This window comes from Vannielia sp. ABF1_015 (genome assembly GCF_056160745.1).
Genome location: NZ_JBSWXT010000001.1, coordinates 439,736 through 456,133, shown reverse-complemented (window position 1 = coordinate 456,133; position 16,398 = coordinate 439,736). Strand labels below are relative to the sequence as shown.

At 62.6% G+C, this 16,398-nt stretch carries 12 protein-coding genes and 1 tRNA gene; 9 read left to right on the top strand and 4 right to left on the bottom strand.

Annotation, left to right across the window (positions count from 1 at the left end):
- Window positions 1-164 precede the first annotated feature (164 nt).
- Window positions 165-638, top strand: a complete 474-nt coding sequence (locus tag ACXAG6_RS02285; protein WP_475334621.1) for a MarR family transcriptional regulator — start codon at window positions 165-167, stop codon at window positions 636-638.
- On the opposite strand, the gene ACXAG6_RS02280 is transcribed toward ACXAG6_RS02285, so the two are convergent.
- Both ACXAG6_RS02280 and ACXAG6_RS02275 read right to left on the bottom strand, forming a co-directional pair.
- Window positions 620-2,059, bottom strand: coding sequence for an FAD-dependent oxidoreductase (locus tag ACXAG6_RS02280; protein WP_475334619.1), 1,440 nt, complete (start codon window positions 2,057-2,059; stop codon window positions 620-622). The two genes, ACXAG6_RS02285 and ACXAG6_RS02280, sit on opposite strands and share 19 nt — an antisense overlap.
- Window positions 2,060-2,858: 799 nt before the next feature.
- A tRNA-Leu gene (locus ACXAG6_RS02275) sits at window positions 2,859-2,945 on the bottom strand.
- Window positions 2,946-3,074: 129 nt separating this feature from the next.
- On the opposite strand from ACXAG6_RS02275, the gene ACXAG6_RS02270 reads away from it, so the two are divergent.
- A complete protein-coding gene (locus ACXAG6_RS02270; RefSeq protein WP_475334616.1) occupies window positions 3,075-4,058 on the top strand; it encodes a complex I NDUFA9 subunit family protein in 984 nt (327 codons plus the stop codon).
- On the opposite strand, the gene ACXAG6_RS02265 is transcribed toward ACXAG6_RS02270, so the two are convergent.
- Window positions 4,055-4,858: an undecaprenyl-diphosphate phosphatase gene (locus ACXAG6_RS02265; protein WP_475334615.1), complete on the bottom strand. Its 804-nt coding sequence runs from the start codon at window positions 4,856-4,858 to the stop codon at window positions 4,055-4,057. The two genes, ACXAG6_RS02270 and ACXAG6_RS02265, sit on opposite strands and share 4 nt — an antisense overlap.
- Window positions 4,859-5,069: 211 nt before the next feature.
- On the opposite strand from ACXAG6_RS02265, the gene ACXAG6_RS02260 reads away from it, so the two are divergent.
- From ACXAG6_RS02260 to queG, 7 genes are all read left to right on the top strand, one after another.
- Window positions 5,070-6,506 carry an NAD(P)-dependent oxidoreductase gene (locus ACXAG6_RS02260; protein ID WP_475334612.1) on the top strand — a complete coding sequence of 479 codons (1,437 nt, stop codon included), beginning with the start codon at window positions 5,070-5,072 and terminating at the stop codon, window positions 6,504-6,506.
- A 168-nt stretch (window positions 6,507-6,674) separates the two neighbouring features.
- A complete protein-coding gene (locus ACXAG6_RS02255; RefSeq protein WP_475334610.1) occupies window positions 6,675-7,385 on the top strand; it encodes a hypothetical protein in 711 nt (236 codons plus the stop codon).
- An 11-nt stretch (window positions 7,386-7,396) separates the two neighbouring features.
- On the top strand, window positions 7,397-11,938 hold the full coding sequence (gene gltB / locus ACXAG6_RS02250; RefSeq protein WP_475334608.1) for a glutamate synthase large subunit: 4,542 nt from the start codon (window positions 7,397-7,399) through the stop codon (window positions 11,936-11,938).
- Between the two features lie 178 nt (window positions 11,939-12,116).
- Window positions 12,117-13,022, top strand: a complete 906-nt coding sequence (locus tag ACXAG6_RS02245; RefSeq protein WP_475334606.1) for a Hint domain-containing protein — start codon at window positions 12,117-12,119, stop codon at window positions 13,020-13,022.
- 40 nt (window positions 13,023-13,062) lie between these two features.
- Window positions 13,063-13,809 (top strand): monofunctional biosynthetic peptidoglycan transglycosylase, encoded by a 747-nt coding sequence (mtgA, locus tag ACXAG6_RS02240; RefSeq protein ID WP_475334605.1) that lies wholly within the window; start codon window positions 13,063-13,065, stop codon window positions 13,807-13,809.
- 55 nt (window positions 13,810-13,864) lie between these two features.
- Window positions 13,865-14,533: an FtsZ-binding protein FzlA gene (fzlA, locus tag ACXAG6_RS02235; protein WP_140012424.1), complete on the top strand. Its 669-nt coding sequence runs from the start codon at window positions 13,865-13,867 to the stop codon at window positions 14,531-14,533.
- Window positions 14,534-14,605: 72 nt separating this feature from the next.
- Window positions 14,606-15,625 (top strand): tRNA epoxyqueuosine(34) reductase QueG, encoded by a 1,020-nt coding sequence (gene queG / locus ACXAG6_RS02230; RefSeq protein ID WP_475334603.1) that lies wholly within the window; start codon window positions 14,606-14,608, stop codon window positions 15,623-15,625.
- Between the two features lie 68 nt (window positions 15,626-15,693).
- On the opposite strand, the gene ACXAG6_RS02225 is transcribed toward queG, so the two are convergent.
- The gene (locus ACXAG6_RS02225; RefSeq protein ID WP_140015951.1) at window positions 15,694-16,395 is read right to left on the bottom strand and encodes a response regulator; all 702 of its coding nucleotides are present in this window, start codon (window positions 16,393-16,395) and stop codon (window positions 15,694-15,696) included.
- Between the last annotated feature and the right edge of the window lie 3 nt (window positions 16,396-16,398).

Sequence of the window (16,398 nt, the reverse complement as noted above, 5' to 3'; positions counted from 1 at the left end):
ATTATCATAAGTTGATTGGATGTGGTGTTTCGGATAACACGGTTAGGCCCGTATTTGCGTGCCCCAATCAACTTGTCTCGAGGCTGCCAGTGACTGCGTTCAATCCCAACAGTTCCGACCTCGCAACCGGTAGCGCGGCAAGCGCGACCGAGACGGAGGCCTGGATGCCCGCGACCGGTCTCGCAGAGGCGCTGCCGGTAAGGTTGCTGCGCGCGCGCGAGGCTATCATGCAGCTCTATCGCCCGCTGTTCCGGGCAGCGGGCATTTCCGAGCGGCAGTGGCGCGTGCTGCGCAACCTCTATGACGAGCCCTTTTTGGAGCCGTCCGAGCTTGCCTTGCGCTCCTTCATGCAGCCGCCCAACGTGAGCCGTGTGCTCAACGAACTCACCAAGCTGGAGCTTGTCGAGCGCACCGCCTCGGGCACGGACCAGAGACGGGCGCAGGTGTCGCTCACCCCGGAGGGCAGGCAGGCCGCCATGCGCGTGGGACGGCTGATCGAGGCCCGGACCGCAGAGCTGCAAGCCACACCAGAAGCCCCGGCGCTCGCCGAACTGGGAAGCTTGCTCGAAGTGCTCGTCGGCCTGCCCGTCAACCACCCGCATCTAACCAACCCTCCCGCTCAGCCGCCCGGCCCGTAGGGTGCCGTCCAGTCGAGCTCCTTCGGGCCGATGTTCTTCTCGATGCAGCGGGCGGCGGCGAAGCCTGCGATCTCGCCGGTAAGCGTGGACCAAGGGAAGTTGCGCATTACCATGAAGAGCGTCTCGTAGGTGAACGAGAGCGAGGCCCCCGAAAGCAGAAGGTTACCCACCTTCTTGGGCAGGAAGCTTCGGTAGGGCACGGTGAACGTGTAGGGCTTGTATTTGTCCCAATAGAACGGCTTGGTCATTGGCTCGGTGACGGCATCGGCGAACTCGGTGCCCGCGCGCGCATCTTCGAGCGAGAAGACGTGCTCGCCGACAGGGTGGCGCCCGTCGCGCACGCCCACGAATCGTCCGACGTTGCCGATGGTGGCGGCCTCGAAACCGGGGACGTATTTCTTCAGGAAGCGGGCTTCTGCATCCACGTAGCCGCGCAGCAACCGCATCGCCAGAGAGTTGTGCTCACCGCTCTCATCCATGTGCAGGCCAAGCTCGTAGGGCACGTTCTGCCACAGGCAGTAGGTTCCCTCTGCAGCCATTGGACTCATGTCAAGCGTGGGATGGCCGATATACATGCTGGCGTAGACGTTCTCGCCCTTCATGGTCGGGCGGTAGAGGCCTTCGGGAATGTCGCCCGCGGCCCGCGCCTCGGCGATCGCTTTCTCCAATAAGGGGTCGCTGGCCTGCTCTTGGTGGCGGACGAGGGCCGGCAGGTCTATGCCGTGCATGGTCCAAAGCAAGCCGCCGGGCACGGGGCGATTCACCCCGTCCCAGTCGGTGCCCTCCGGCTGCCCGCCACCGCCGGAAACATAGGGAACGCCGGCTCTCGCTGCGAGCAAACCGGTGCCCGAGCCGTCAATGAAAACCCGGCCCGAGATCGCGAATCGGCCACTGTTGTTTTCGACGACGATGGCCGCGATCGTGGCGTCGCCTACGCACTGTTCAATGATGCAGTCTACAAAGCGGGTATCGTAGAGTGCCACCGCACCAGCCTCATGGAGCATCTGCGCCATCACGCTGCCGGAGCCTTCGGGATTGAAAGAAAGACGGGTAAAATCATCGCCTGGGGTCTTGCGGCGTTCGTAGTGCGACAGAGGGTTGCCGGCCCAGTCTGCATGGGTCGTGGCATCGGCGCGGTATATGTAGCCGTGGGCAGCAAAGCGCTCCATCAGTTCGGTGTGGATGCCACCGATGCCTTCAGCGGCGTGACCCTGAAGGCCTGATGTGTGAACTCCGCCGGGCATATCGAGCTTGTCGATAATGACGACCTTCGCCCCCATCCGGGCCGCTTTTAGCGCAGATCCGAAGCCTGCCGGGCCAGCGCCGACAACTACGACGTCTGCCTCATAGGCGACATCGATGTCAGTGGCTGGGATCTTGATCGTTTCAATCGCCTCGTCTGAGCGCCCCTGTTGATCCACCTTCGGCCCCTCCCCTTGTAGTTGCCGTAATAATTATTAAAATAAGTAAATGCTGTCAATGGCTGTGCGTGGGGTGGGGAACTCCACAAGCCGGCGCTTGATTGCGAAGTCGACCGCTTCCAACTGAACGAGGCCAACCCAAAAGTGTCCATCGCGTCCTGAGCAACACCCAGCGACCTCCCGTCGAATACCTCACGGGGAAACACCTTCCAACGCACTTGCCTGACTGGCAAATTCCGACGCTCCGGCAGCGCAAGATCCAGCACGATATGCGCCGGAGGCTGTCGGCTACCGAGCTTCAGGCCTACAAGCTGAGTTCCGCGCCACGATAGAGTGTTGCGCCGTCAGGCACTTTTGGCCGCGGCACACTATAAGAAGAACTGGCCAACGGAATTCATTACGCCGCTGGGCACTCCATTATCGCTCTTGCTCTGGTGACAACGGCTCTGAACGGGCTCATCGTTCGGTTGGTGATCGAGCACTTGCCTGTGGTGGTCTGCGGTACGCTCCGAGGCGACAGCCTGACATTGAAGACCGTAAGCCGCGCCACTGGAGTGGGCGCTGTCCTGAGCGCGCTCGCGCTAAGCCGGGTGACGACCGGAACCCGCGTGAGGATTAATATATATCAGCGCTCCTCGCCGCTGGCTCAAGACCATTTGGTGGCACGCAGGGGTATCGCCAATGCTCGAATCGCTTAGGGGAGTCAGAATTCAGCTACCCTACTGCGGCATGAATGAGCGCCGGGTACGTCTACAAGCTCTACAATGTGTTGATTCTGGCTGACCTTTGGCGGGGTCAATGGTGCCCAGGAGAGGACTCGAACCTCCACATCCTTGCGAATACCAGCACCTGAAGCTGGCGCGTCTACCAATTCCGCCACCTGGGCAGGTGTCGTGAGGGCGGCAGATATATGTGCTGCGAGGGGCTGTCAACCACTCCTGTGCGTCCAATCGCGCCTTGCCGTGCGAGGCTCGGGAAGTTATCAGCATTTCAGCCAGTAAGGGAGACATCCGACATGTCGAAACTCGTTACCATCTACGGCGGTTCCGGCTTTCTGGGGCGCTACATTGCCCGCCGGCTGGCCAAGCAGGGATGGCGGGTGCGGGCTGCGGTGCGCAGGCCCAATGAAGCGGGCTTTTTGCGGCCCTATGGCGTTGTCGGCCAGGTTGAGCCGATCTTCTGTAACATCCGTGATGACGCTTCGGTGGCGCAGGCGATGCAGGGTGCTGATCTTGTGATCAACTGCGTGGGTGTCGGTGGCACCTATGGCAAGAACAACATGGACGCCGTGCATGTCGATGGCGCTGGCCGGATCGCGCGGATCGCGGCGGAGCAGGGCGTTGAGGGATTTGTGCACGTATCGGCCATCGGGGCCGATGCGGATGGGCCGAGCGATTATTACCGGACCAAGGGCGAAGGAGAGGCGGCCGTTCGTGAGGCCTTTGAAGACGCCGTGATTCTGCGGCCTTCGCTAATGTTCGGGCCGGAAGACGGCTTCATCAACCTCTACGCCTCAATGTCGCGCTTCGGGCCGGTGATGCCGGTGATCGGCGCGGGCACCAAAGTGCAGCCTGTCTTCGTGGATGACGTGGCCGCAGCGGCGGAAAAAGCCGCGCTGGGCGAGGCGGCACCGGGCATTTACGAGCTTGGCGGGCCGGAGGTGCTGACCATCCGGGCGCTTGTGGAAAAGGTGCTGAAGATCATCCGGCGCAAGAAGATCCTGATTGCGCAGCCAACCTTTGTTGCACGGCTTCTGGCTGGTTCGCTCGATCTTGCGCAAACCCTCACGGGCGGGCTCTTTACCAACAGCCTCATCAACCGCGATCAGGTCAAAAGCCTGAGCGTTGACAATGTGGTCGGCGAGGGGGCCACGGGCTTTGAGGCGCTGGATATTCAGCCGACCCCGATGGAAGCTGAACTCCCTGATTACATGTGGAAATTCCGCCCCTCCGGCCAATATGACGCGATCAAGGAATCGGCCGGTAAGCTGAAGGCTTAAGCGTAAGCCCACCACAGCAGGAACAGGCCGAACACCACCCGGTAAATCACGTAGGGCGTGAAGCTGACCGAGCGCAGCAGGCGCATCATCAGCGCCAATGCCAGAAGGGCCGAGAGGAAGGCGAAGAGCGCGGCGATTGCGGCGTCTTTGGCAACCTGAGCATCGGCGTTGGCGGCCACCTCTGCACCCAACAGAATGCCCGAAGCGGCGATGGTGGGGATCGACATCAGCATCGCCAGTTTCGCCCCGTCCTCGCGCTTGTAGCCAAGGCTGCGGGCGGCGGTGATGGTGATGCCGGAACGGGAGGTGCCCGGGATTAGGGCGACGGCCTGCCAGAGGCCCATGATGAGGGCGTCTTTCAGGTTCCAGTCTGAATCTTCCTTGGTTTCCGGGCCCTTCTGGTCGGCCCAATAGAGGACGAGGCCGAAGATGAGCATTGTCCAGCCGATCACGGCAACGGAGCGCAGTTGATCATCGAGGCCGGTGAGTTTGAGCGCGAGGCCAAAGAGGATGACGGGAATCGTTGCCAGAATGAGCAGCCATGCGAGGCGGGCGCCCGGCGTGTCGATGCGGCCACGGGCGAGGCGGAGGGTGCCTGCGGCGGCGGCGGCGACATCGGTGCGGAAGTAGAGGATGACGGCAAAAAGGGTGCCGACATGGACTGCCACATCAATAACCTGCCCTTGATCCTCCATGCCGGTAAGGCCCGGCAAAAGGATGAGGTGGCCCGAGGAGGAGATTGGCAAAAACTCCGTAACCCCTTGAATTATCGCAACAACTAGTAACTGCCAAAGTTCCATTTCAGCCCGCCCGTTTGGTTTTGCCGCAGCCTATACAACAGGCAGACAGAGGGAAGCGGGAAAATAGGTAAACTCTACTTACACAAAATCTAGGGAGTTGACACCTATCGCGCAGCGAAGGTATCCAAAATCGCAAAAATAGGTCAGCTCAGTTGACTTTTATTCCCCCCGCCCCGCGTGGTAGGGAGGCGGGGACAGTGAAGGAGACGTCATGGCCAAGCAGCCCATGCTGAAATTCGTCGAGCTAGAACGCCAGATGCCCGAGAAGCGGGAGGCCAATGTACGCTCGAATGATTTCAAAGAGATTTACGCAGAGTTTGCGGCGGAGCGCGCCGAGGCGCAGGCGAGTCGGTGCAGCCAGTGTGGCGTGCCCTACTGCCAGAGCCATTGCCCGCTGCACAACAACATCCCCGACTGGCTGCGACTCACCGCGACGGGCCGGTTGAAAGAAGCCTATGAGCTGAGCCAGGCCACCAACACCTTCCCCGAGATTTGTGGTCGCATTTGCCCGCAGGACCGGCTGTGCGAAGGCAACTGCGTGATCGAGATGAGCGGCCACGGCACCGTGACCATTGGCTCTGTCGAGAAGTACATCACTGATACCGCTTGGGAAAATGGCTGGGTTGAGCCGCCGAAGCCGCATCAGGAACGCGAAGAGAGCGTGGGTATCATCGGCGCGGGCCCGGGCGGGCTGGCGGCGGCAGACATGCTGCGGCGCGCGGGTGTGCAGGTGACGGTGTATGACCGTTACGACCGTGCGGGCGGCCTGCTGACCTACGGCATCCCCGGCTTCAAGCTGGAGAAGGACGTGGTGATGCGCCGCAACAAGCAGCTGGAAGACGGCGGCGTGACCTTCAAGCTCAACTGCAACGTGGGCGAGGATATCTCTTTTGAGGAGATCCAGAAGGCCCACGGCGCGGTGATCATTGCCACCGGCGTTTACAAGACGCGCGAGCTGCAGGCGCCCGGCGTGGGGGCCAAGGGTATCGTGAAAGCCATTGATTTCCTTACGGCTTCTAACAAGAAGAGCTTTGGTGACACGGTCGAGGACTACGAGAACGGGACGCTGAACGCCGAAGGCAAGAACGTGGTTGTCATCGGTGGGGGCGACACGGCGATGGACTGTGTGCGCACCTCGATCCGGCAGGGCGCGAAGAGCGTGAAGTGCCTGTATCGCCGGGACCGGGCCAATATGCCCGGCTCTCAGCGCGAGGTGGCCAATGCCGAGGAAGAGGGCGTGGAATTCGTCTGGCTTTCGGCGCCCAAGGGCTTCACCGGCGAAGAGGTTGTTGAAGGCGTGATGGTGCAGAAGATGCGCCTTGGTGCTCCCGATGCCAGCGGCCGCCAAAGCCCGGAACTCATTGAAGGTTCGGACTATGTGGAAAAGGCCGATCTGGTCATTCAGGCGCTGGGCTTTGAGCCGGAAGAATTGCCGAAACTCTGGGATCAGCCCGAGCTTCAGGTGACGCGCTGGGGCACTGTGAAGGCTGATTTCCTGACCCATGAGACGCCGATGGAAAACGTCTATGCGGTGGGCGACATTCAGCGGGGCGCGAGCCTTGTTGTATGGGCGATCCGCGATGGTCGGGAGGCCGCCGAGGCGATCCTTGAGAAGTTCGATGCCGCCCGTGCGGTGGCTGCAGAATAAGGGGCGAAAAGGCAAAAGGTCACAGGCACAACTGATGCACAAGTGATGCACAGGCCATGCACACGACAAGTGTTAAAGGTCAGCCTTGGTGACGCAACACCTTGCCACCCCTCAACACCCCCAAAGGACAGCCAAGCTGACCCAGAGCCGCGAAAGAGTTAAGACCCCGTGAAGATCATTGCGACACTCCTGCCCCTCACCCTCGCTGCATTTGCGGCGGGCAGTGCCGTGGCGCAATCAACCAGCCCGCCCGAGGGCTGCGCGGGGTTTCTGACGGTTCACACCCGGGCGTGCACTGTGTCTCACTACTGGCGCTGCGAAGATGCCCCCGAGGGCACCACTTGGGAGGTGTCTCACGACATCGACGGGCCTTCGAGCCTGCATGTCTATGACCGCGAGTTTCAGTGGGTGGATGCCTTTTACTTCAACACCGGCACCACCGAGCGGCTTTATGAGCCGGGCCCCGACCCGATCAGCATTTCTGAGCTGCTGGAAACGGGGCAGGACAGCTACGACTTTACCACCATTGAGCAAACCGGCGACGAGGTGATGAAGCTCAACACCCGGGGCCGCGATGTGGCCACCGGCAAGACCGAGGTGATTGACGGGGTGACGCTGAAAACCGTCAACGTTTCCTCCGAGACCCGCGACGAGGCCGGCGAGCTGATCTTTGCCGCCGAGGGCAAGCAATACGTTTTTGAAGATGAGCGGCTCTTTATGCTTGGGCAGGAGAGCTACTTCGACGGCGCGGAGCGCTGGCAGGAAGATAACACGCCGCGGGAGTTCATCTTTCCCGGCGAAAAGGGGTTTGACGATTTTCGGCCCCGCTACGGATGTAACGCGCTGCAGGCGAGCCTCTTGCCGCCTGTGAGCCAGTGAAGGAGACCACCATGACCAAGTATGATGAGGCCTGGGCTGCGCAGCACACGCAGCAACGCGAGTGGCTCAGCGAAAATGGCATGTATCACGAGAGCGAAGAGAAAAGCTCTTGCGGGGTCGGGCTGGTTGTTTCGATCGACGGAAAGCCGAGCCGCCAGGTGGTGGAAAACGGGATCGAGGCGCTGAAGGCGATTTGGCACCGCGGCGCGGTGGATGCCGATGGCATGACGGGCGATGGCGCGGGCATCCATGTGCAGATTCCGGTGAGCTTCTTCTACGACCAGATCGAGCGCACTGGGCATGTACCGGACAAGGAGAAGCTGATCGCCGTTGGTCAGGTGTTTTTGCCGCGCACCGACTTTGGTGCGCAGGAGCGGGCGCGGACCATCGTTGAGGCCGAGGTGCTTCGGATGGGCTATTACATTTATGGCTGGCGACACGTGCCGGTGGACATCACCTGCCTTGGCGAGAAGGCCAATGCGACGCGCCCCGAGATCGAGCAGATCCTGATTTCGAACATCAAGGATGTGGACGAGGAGACGTTTGAGCGCGAGCTTTATGTTATTCGCCGCCGGATCGAGAAGGCGGCGCAGGCGGCGAGCCTGCCGGCCTTCTACGTTTGCTCGCTGAGCTGCCGCAGCATCATTTACAAGGGCATGATGCTGGCCGAGCAGGTGGCCGAGTTTTACCCCGACCTGATGGACGAGCGCTTTGAGAGCACCTTTGCGATCTATCACCAGCGCTACAGCACCAACACCTTCCCGCAGTGGTGGCTGGCCCAGCCGTTCCGGATGCTGGCGCATAACGGTGAGATCAACACCATCAAGGGCAACCTGAACTGGATGAAGAGCCACGAGATCCGCATGGCCTCGTCCACGTTTGGGGACATGGCGGAAGACATCAAGCCGATCTGCCCGCAGGGAGCCTCTGACTCCGCTGCGCTTGATGCGGTGTTCGAGGTGCTGGTGCGCGCCGGGCGCTCCGCGCCGATGGCCAAGACGATGCTGGTGCCCGAAAGCTGGAGCAAGCAGGCGGTTGAGCTGCCCGAGGCGTGGCGCGACATGTACAGCTACTGCAACTCGGTGATGGAGCCGTGGGACGGCCCCGCCGCGCTCGCGATGACCGATGGCCGCTGGGTGTGCGCCGGGCTTGACCGGAACGGGCTGCGCCCGATGCGCTATGTCGTCACCGGCGACGGGCTGCTGATTGCAGGCTCCGAGGCCGGGATGGTGACGATTGACGAGTCTGTCGTGCGCGAAAAGGGCGCGCTTGGGCCGGGGCAGATGATTGCCGTGGACACCAGGAAAGGCCTGCTGTTCCACGATGTGGAGATCAAGGACAAGCTTGCCCGTGCGTTGCCGTTTGGCGAGTGGGTCGGCAAGATCAACGATCTCGACGAGGCGATGGTGGGCATTGAGGCGCAGCCGTTGTTTGCCGGCGACCAGCTGCGCAAGCGGCAGATCGCGGCGGGCTATTCGATTGAAGACCTTGAGCAGGTGCTCGCGCCGATGGCCGAGGACGGCAAGGAAATGATTGCCAGCATGGGTGATGACACGCCCTCTGCGGTGCTGTCCAAGAAGTATCGCCCGCTGAGCCACTTCTTCCGCCAGAATTTCAGCCAGGTGACGAACCCGCCGATCGACAGCTTGCGTGAATACCGGGTGATGAGCCTGAAGACGCGCTTCGGCAACCTGAAGAACGTGCTGGATGAAGACAGCAGCCAGACCGAGATTATCGTGCTGGAAAGCCCGTTTGTGGCCAATGCGCAGTTTGAAGAGCTGGTAAAGCACTTCAACGCGGAGATGTGCGAGATTGATTGTACCTTCCCGCGCGATGGCGGGCCGAATGCCTTGCAGGAGGGGCTGGCGCGGATTCGGGCCGAGGCGCAGGACGCGGTGCGCTCGGGCGCCGGGCATATTGTGCTGACCGATCAGCATTCGGACGAGGACAAGGTGGCCATGCCGATGATCCTTGCCACCAGTGCCGTGCACAGCGGGCTGACGGCCAAGGGGCTGCGGACCTTCTGTTCGCTTGGCGTGCGCTCGGCGGAGTGCCTTGATCCGCATTACTTTGCGGTGCTCATCGGCTGTGGCGCGACGATTGTGAACGCCTATCTGGCCGAGGATTCGCTGGCCGACCGGATCGAGCGGGGCCTGCTCGACATGAGCCTGACGGATGCGGTGAAGAAATACCGCGAGGCGATTGATCAGGGCTTGCTGAAGATCATGTCGAAGATGGGGATTTCGGTGATCTCGTCTTATCGCGGCGGCTTGAACTTTGAGGCCGTGGGCCTGAGCCGGGCGATGGTGGCGGAATTCTTCCCTGGCATGACCAGCCGGATCAGCGGCATTGGTGTGCCCGGCATTCAGAAGAAGGCCGAAGAGATCCACGCCGCGGGCTGGCTGAAAGGCGCAACGCCGGTGCTGCCGGTGGGCGGCATCTACAAGGCGCGGCGCTCGGGCGAGACCCATGCGTGGGAGGCGTCGAGCATGCACCTGATGCAGAGCGCCTGTGACCGGGGCTCGTTTGAGATCTGGAAGCAGTATAGCGCCAAGATGCAGGCCAACCCGCCGATCCACCTGCGCGACCTGCTGGCGATCAAGCCGCTGGGCGAGGCGATTCCGGTGGAGCAGGTGGAGAGCGTAACGGCGATCCGCAAGCGCTTCGTGACGCCTGGTATGTCTCTCGGGGCGCTGAGCCCTGAGGCGCACAAGACGCTGAACGTGGCGATGAACCGGATTGGCGCGAAGAGTGACTCGGGCGAGGGCGGCGAAGATCCGGCGCATTTTGTGCCTGAGCCGAATGGCGACAACCCGAGCGCGAAGATCAAGCAGGTGGCTTCGGGGCGCTTTGGCGTGACGGCGGAGTACCTGAACCACTGCGAAGAGCTTGAGATCAAGGTGGCGCAGGGGGCCAAGCCCGGCGAGGGTGGCCAGCTGCCCGGCATGAAGGTCACCGACCTGATCGCCCGGCTGCGGCACTCGACCAAGGGGGTGACGCTGATTTCGCCGCCGCCGCACCACGATATCTACTCGATCGAAGACCTCGCGCAGCTGATCTACGACCTCAAGCAGATCAACCCGACGGTGAAGGTGACGGTGAAGCTCGTTGCCTCCTCCGGTGTGGGCACGATTGCGGCGGGCGTGGCAAAGGCGAAGGCCGACAACATCCTGATTTCAGGGCATAATGGCGGCACGGGGGCCTCTCCGGCGACCTCGATCAAATACGCCGGCCTGCCTTGGGAGATGGGTCTGACGGAGGCGCATCAGGTGCTCTCGCTCAACAACCTGCGCAGCCGCATCACCCTGCGGACGGACGGCGGGCTGCGCACGGGCCGTGACATCGTGATGGCCGCGATGATGGGGGCCGAGGAGTACGGCATTGGCACCGCGGCGCTGATCGCCATGGGCTGCATCATGGTGCGCCAGTGCCAGAGCAACACCTGCCCGGTTGGCGTGTGCACCCAGCGCGATGACCTGCGTGAGAAGTTCACCGGCAATGCCGACAAGGTGGTTAACCTCATCACCTTCTACGCGCAGGAGGTTCGGGAGATTCTGGCCTCTATCGGTGCGCGGTCGCTGGCCGAGGTGATTGGCCGGGCCGATCTGCTCGGGCAGGTGAGCCGTGGTTCGGCGCATCTGGACGATCTTGACCTGAACCCGCTGCTGATCTGCGTCGATGGTGCGGACAAGGTGGATTACACTCAGGAACGCCCGCGTAACCCGGTGCCCGATACGCTGGATGCGCAGATCGTGCAGGATGCCAAGCGCTTCCTGCGGGACGGCGAGAAGATGCAGTTGCAGTATGCGGTGCAAAACACGCATCGGACGGTGGGCACGCGCACGTCGAGCCACATCGTGCAGAATTTTGGCATGCGCAACGCCTTCCTGTCGGATCACCTGACGGTGAAGCTCTCTGGCTCTGCCGGGCAATCGCTTGGTGCCTTTGCCGCCCCCGGCCTCAAGCTGGAGGTGGCGGGTGACGCCAACGACTACGTGGGCAAGGGCCTGAGCGGGGGCACGATTGTGGTGCGCCCGACCATGAGCAGCCCGCTGGAAGCCAGCGAGAACACGATCATCGGCAACACGGTGCTCTATGGCGCGACCGACGGCTATCTGTATGCCGCCGGTCGGGCGGGCGAGCGCTTTGCGGTGCGTAACTCGGGCGCCAAGACGGTGATCGAGGGCTGCGGCTCGAACGGGTGTGAATACATGACCGGCGGCGTGGCCGTGATCCTCGGCAGCATCGGGGCCAACTTTGGTGCCGGGATGACGGGCGGCATGGCCTATCTCTACGACCCGGAGGGCAAGGCGCATGACATGATGAACATGGAGACGCTGGTGACCAATCCGGTGACGGTGGACCATTGGGAGCGGCAGCTTCATGAGCTGGTGACCAACCATCTGAAGGAAACCAAGAGCCGGAGGGCCGAGTCGATCCTTCAGCATTGGGAGAGCGAGTTGCCGCACTTCGTGCAGATTTGCCCCAAGGAGATGCTGGCCAATCTCAGCCATCCGCTTTCCTTGGAAGAAGGTGCTGTTCCGGCGGAATAGAGCCTGTTTTCATCAGATAAGACGAGATCGGGGCGGCCATTGGCTGCCCCTTTTCGTTGGTGTGGGGGCTCGATCAATTGCGGCGGAAACGCCCTGTTCTTACCCTCGCCATGCCCTTTTTGGCTGCCACATTCATCCTGTTACCGCCGTGGGGGCGGGTATCCATGTGGAAGCAGAGATGCCGACGTATACAGACCAGTTTTTTACTTTTGACCCGGCCAACCCGCCCTCTGTGGGCGCAACGGTTAACTGGGTGACGATGGACCTCGTCGACAACAACGGCGATGGCGATGTTGACCGTTTTAACGGCGACAGCGTGAACGGGAGCGATGTGACCAACTCTTACCCGGGCGATACGGTGACGATCAACGTCGCCGGGGTTGGCAATGTAACCTACACCGGGATTACCTTTTACCTCGCAGATGGCGGGCGGGTCTTTACCCCGACGGACGGGCAGGCGCTGGCGAACGGCACCTTTGTCAGCTCCACATGGGTAAGCGGGCAGGGTCCGCTGGATGTGGATGATCTCGGGCCGCCGTGCTTTACGCCGGGCACGCTGATTGCCTGTGAGGGCGGGTTGCGCCCGGCAGAAGAGCTTGTGGCGGGCGATCTGGTGATGACGCGCGACAAGGGCCTGCAACCGCTTGTCTGGGTCGGCCAGCGGCGGATTGGTGGAGCGGGTGCCTTTGCGCCGGTGCGGATTGCAGCCGGAACGCTGGGCAACACGCGCGATCTGGTTGTGTCGCAGCAGCATCGGATCTTGATCGAGGGCTGGCGGGCGCAGATGTATTTTGGCGAGGATGAGGTGCTGGTGGCGGCCAAGAGCCTACTCGGCCATGACGGCGTGCACCTGATGCCCTGCCGCGAGGTGACCTATCTGCACCTGATGTTTGATGGCCATGAGATCATCGAGGCCGAGGGCGTGCCAACCGAGAGTTTTGACCCGGGCGGCGAGTTTGCCAGCGCGGACAGCGAGACCAGGGCGGAGCTTGCCGCGCTCTTCCCCGAATGGGTGGGGCGGGCGCACGGGCGGGTTAGCCGGCCGGTGATGCGGGCGCGTGACGCTTCCGCGCTTTTTGCCTGACGGCTTTTCTGAGGCGCGGCGGCGGCGTATAGCAGACGGGATGGCGCGCGCAGCAACGGCAAAGAAGCGCTCTGGAAAGAGCAAGAAGGCGAAGGCGAAACCGCCGGCGGTGCGTCGGGCGTGGCGCTGGTTTTGGCGCAGGCTGCTGCTGGTTATGTTGGTGCCGGTGGCGCTGACCTTCCTCGTGGTGCTGCTTTACAGCTTTATCGACCCGCCGACGACGCACACGATCTGGTCGGAAAAGCGCCGGTTGGGCGAAGTGGATCGGCAGTGGATCGGCATTGAGGAGGTGGCCCCCTCTGCAGTGCGGGCCGTGGTGGCCGCCGAAGATGCCAACTACTGCCTGCATTGGGGCTTTGACGTGGACGCGATCCGCGACGCGCTGGAAGACGGCGGCACGCGGGGCGCTTCGACGATCAGCCAGCAAACGGTGAAGAACGTTTTTCTGTGGCAGGGCCGGAGCTGGTTTCGCAAAGCCTTGGAGGCCTTGATCACCCCCGCTGCCGAGGCGGTGTGGAGCAAGCGGCGGATGCTGGAGATTTACCTCAACATTGCGGAGTTTGATGAGGGTGTCTTTGGCATCGACGCGGCGGCCTATCACTACTTTGGCGTGGCCCCCCGTGATCTGACGCCGATGCAGGGCGCCTTGCTTGCTGTCGTGTTGCCCAACCCCAAGAAGCGCTCCGCCTCGCGCCCCACAGCCACCCTGCGAAAACGCGCCGTGCGGATTGCCGATGGCGCGGCGACGATTGCCGCCGATGGGCGGGCTGCCTGTTTCGAGGATTGAAGGTTGGCCGGTGGCCGCGTTATCACGGTGGCATTAACGAATATCGGGGAAGTTCATGAGCCACCGTCTGTACCACGTGCCGCTGTCGCCCTTCTGTCGGAAGGTGCGCCTTGTGATGGCCGAGAAACGGCTTGAGGTGGAGCTGGTGGAAGAGCGCTACTGGGAGCAGGAGCCCGACTTCCTGCGCCGCAACCCGGCGGGCAAGGTGCCGGTGCTGCGGATGAACGGCGTGATGATGGCCGAGAGCCAGCCGATTTGCGAATACATCGAAGAGAAAAATCCAGAGCCGCCGCTGATGCCGAAGGATGCCGAGGGGCGCTACGAGGTGCGGCGGATTTGCGCGTGGTTTGACGACAAGTTTCATCACGAAGTCACCGCGAACCTGCTCTATGAGCGGGTGAACAAGAAGGTCACCGGTGCGGGCTACCCGGAAAGCCGCAACGTGAAGGCGGGGGCGAAGGCGATCAAGTATCACCTCGACTACATGAGCTGGCTGCTGGATCAGCGGCGCTGGCTGGCGGGGGATGCGATGACCTTGGCCGATTTTGCCGCCGCCGCGCATTTGAGTGCGCTCGACTACATTAGCGATGTGGACTGGAACCGGAGCGAGAACGTGAAGGACTGGTACGCCAAGATCAAAAGCCGCCCCGCCTTTCGGGGGCTGCTGGCCGATCAGGTGCCGGGCTTCCCGCCGCCGCCGCATTATGCCGATCTGGATTTTTAGGAACAGGCGTTGGAGTGGGGGCCAGCCCCCACGCCCCCGGAGATATTTTCAGCAAGAAAATGGGGCGGGGTGGTGAAGGACGCCATCGTTGCACGTGCGCTTGAGGAGGGATTCTCGCTGTGCCGCGTGGCGCGGGCAGCGCCGTTTGACCGGGTGCCGGAGTGGCTGAGGGCCTTCCTGCGGGAGGGCCGCCATGGCGAGATGGCTTGGATGGAAAAGCGCCTTGAGTGGCGTGAAGACCCCACAGCGCTCTGGCCCGAGGCGCGGAGCATATTGGTGCTGGGCGAGAGTTACGGGCCGGAGTTTGACCCGCTGGCGGCGCTGGGGGAGCGCGAGAAGGGGATGATCTCGGCCTATGCGCGGGGGCGCGATTACCACGATATCGTCAAGAAACGGCTGAAGCGGTTGGGGCGCTGGCTGATCGAGGAGTTCGGCGGGGAGATCAAGGTGTTTGTCGATACCGCGCCGGTGGCGGAGAAGCCGCTGGCGCAGGCGGCGGGGCTTGGGTGGCAGGGCAAACATACCAACCTTGTCAGCCGGGAGATGGGCTCGTGGTTCTTCATCGGGAGTGTGTTCACGACGCTGGAAATCGAGCCTGATCCGGCGGAAGTGGACCATTGCGGGAGTTGCCGGAAGTGCCTTGAGGTTTGCCCGACCGGGGCATTTCCCGCGCCCTATCAACTCGATGCGCGGCGGTGCATCTCTTACCTGACGATTGAGCACGCGGGGCCGGTGGACGAGGCGTTGCGGGGGCTGATGGGCAACCGGATTTACGGCTGCGACGATTGCCTAGCGGTTTGCCCTTGGAACAAGTTTGCCGTCGAGGCGGCGGATATGCGGTATCGCGGCGGAATAGAGACGGATTTGCCCGCGCTGGAAGAGTTGGCGGGGCTGGATGATGCGGCGTTTCGGGCGCGGTTTTCCGGCTCGCCGATCAAGCGGATCGGGCGGGGGCGGTTTGTGCGCAATGTGCTTTACGCGATTGGCAACTCGGGTGCGGCGCGGTTGAAGCCGGTGGCGCAGGGGCTTTGTGAAGACAGTGACCCAGTGGTGGCGGATGCGGCGCGCTGGGCGGTGGCGCAGTTGGGGTGAGCGGGTGGTGGGCAGATTGCCCACCCTACAGCCTTCCGCAGGGTGGGTGCCGCTCCACGAACCGGCGCTCAATCCGGGGCGAGCATGTAGCCTTCGCCGCGCACGGTTTGAAGGTAGCGGGGCTGTTTTGGGTCGGCTTCGATCTTGCGCCGGAGCCGCGTGATCTGCACGTCGACGGCGCGTTCCTGCGCCTGGCCGCCATCGCGGCCCAAGTCTTCGACCAGCTTGTTGCGGGTGACGGCGGCACCGGGCTGGGCGGAGAAGATGCGCATGAGGGCGCTTTCGGTGGCGGTGAGGCGAACCATCTCCTCGCCCTTCCACATCTCGCCGCGGGCGACATCGTAGCGAACCGGGCCGAGGGAGAGCACCTTGGGGCCGGTATCGACCGCGACCTCGTTGGGCACGCGGCGCAGGATGGCGTTGATGCGCAGCAGCAGTTCTTTGGGCTCGAAGGGCTTGGCGAGGTAGTCATCTGCCCCGGCCTCAAGCCCTGCGATCCGGTCTTCGGTTTCGCCCTTGGCGGTAAGCAGGAGGATGGGGGTGGTGACGGTTTCGCGCAGGGCGCGGGTCAGCTCCACCCCGGTTTCGCCGGGCATCATCACGTCCATCACGATCAGGTCAAACTCCAGCCCGGAGAGCAGGCGGCGGGCGTGGGCGGCGTCGCGCGCGGAGGTGGTGATAAAGCCGTGGCGCAGCAGGAACTTTTGCAACAGCCCGCGAATCCGCTCGTCATCATCGACGATCAGTAGATGCGCGTCACACTGGTCGATCGA

Bases quoted from the DNA above. Each gene is read 5' to 3' on its own strand.
- ACXAG6_RS02285 (WP_475334621.1), top strand. From the start codon at position 165: ATGCCCGCGACCGGTCTCGCAGAGGCGCTGCCGGTAAGGTTGCTGCGC.
- ACXAG6_RS02270 (WP_475334616.1), top strand. From the start codon at position 3,075: ATGTCGAAACTCGTTACCATCTACGGCGGTTCCGGCTTTCTGGGGCGC.
- ACXAG6_RS02265 (WP_475334615.1), bottom strand. From the start codon at position 4,858: ATGGAACTTTGGCAGTTACTAGTTGTTGCGATAATTCAAGGGGTTACG.
- ACXAG6_RS02260 (WP_475334612.1), top strand. From the start codon at position 5,070: ATGGCCAAGCAGCCCATGCTGAAATTCGTCGAGCTAGAACGCCAGATG.
- gltB (WP_475334608.1), top strand. From the start codon at position 7,397: ATGACCAAGTATGATGAGGCCTGGGCTGCGCAGCACACGCAGCAACGC.
- ACXAG6_RS02245 (WP_475334606.1), top strand. From the start codon at position 12,117: ATGCCGACGTATACAGACCAGTTTTTTACTTTTGACCCGGCCAACCCG.
- mtgA (WP_475334605.1), top strand. From the start codon at position 13,063: ATGGCGCGCGCAGCAACGGCAAAGAAGCGCTCTGGAAAGAGCAAGAAG.
- fzlA (WP_140012424.1), top strand. From the start codon at position 13,865: ATGAGCCACCGTCTGTACCACGTGCCGCTGTCGCCCTTCTGTCGGAAG.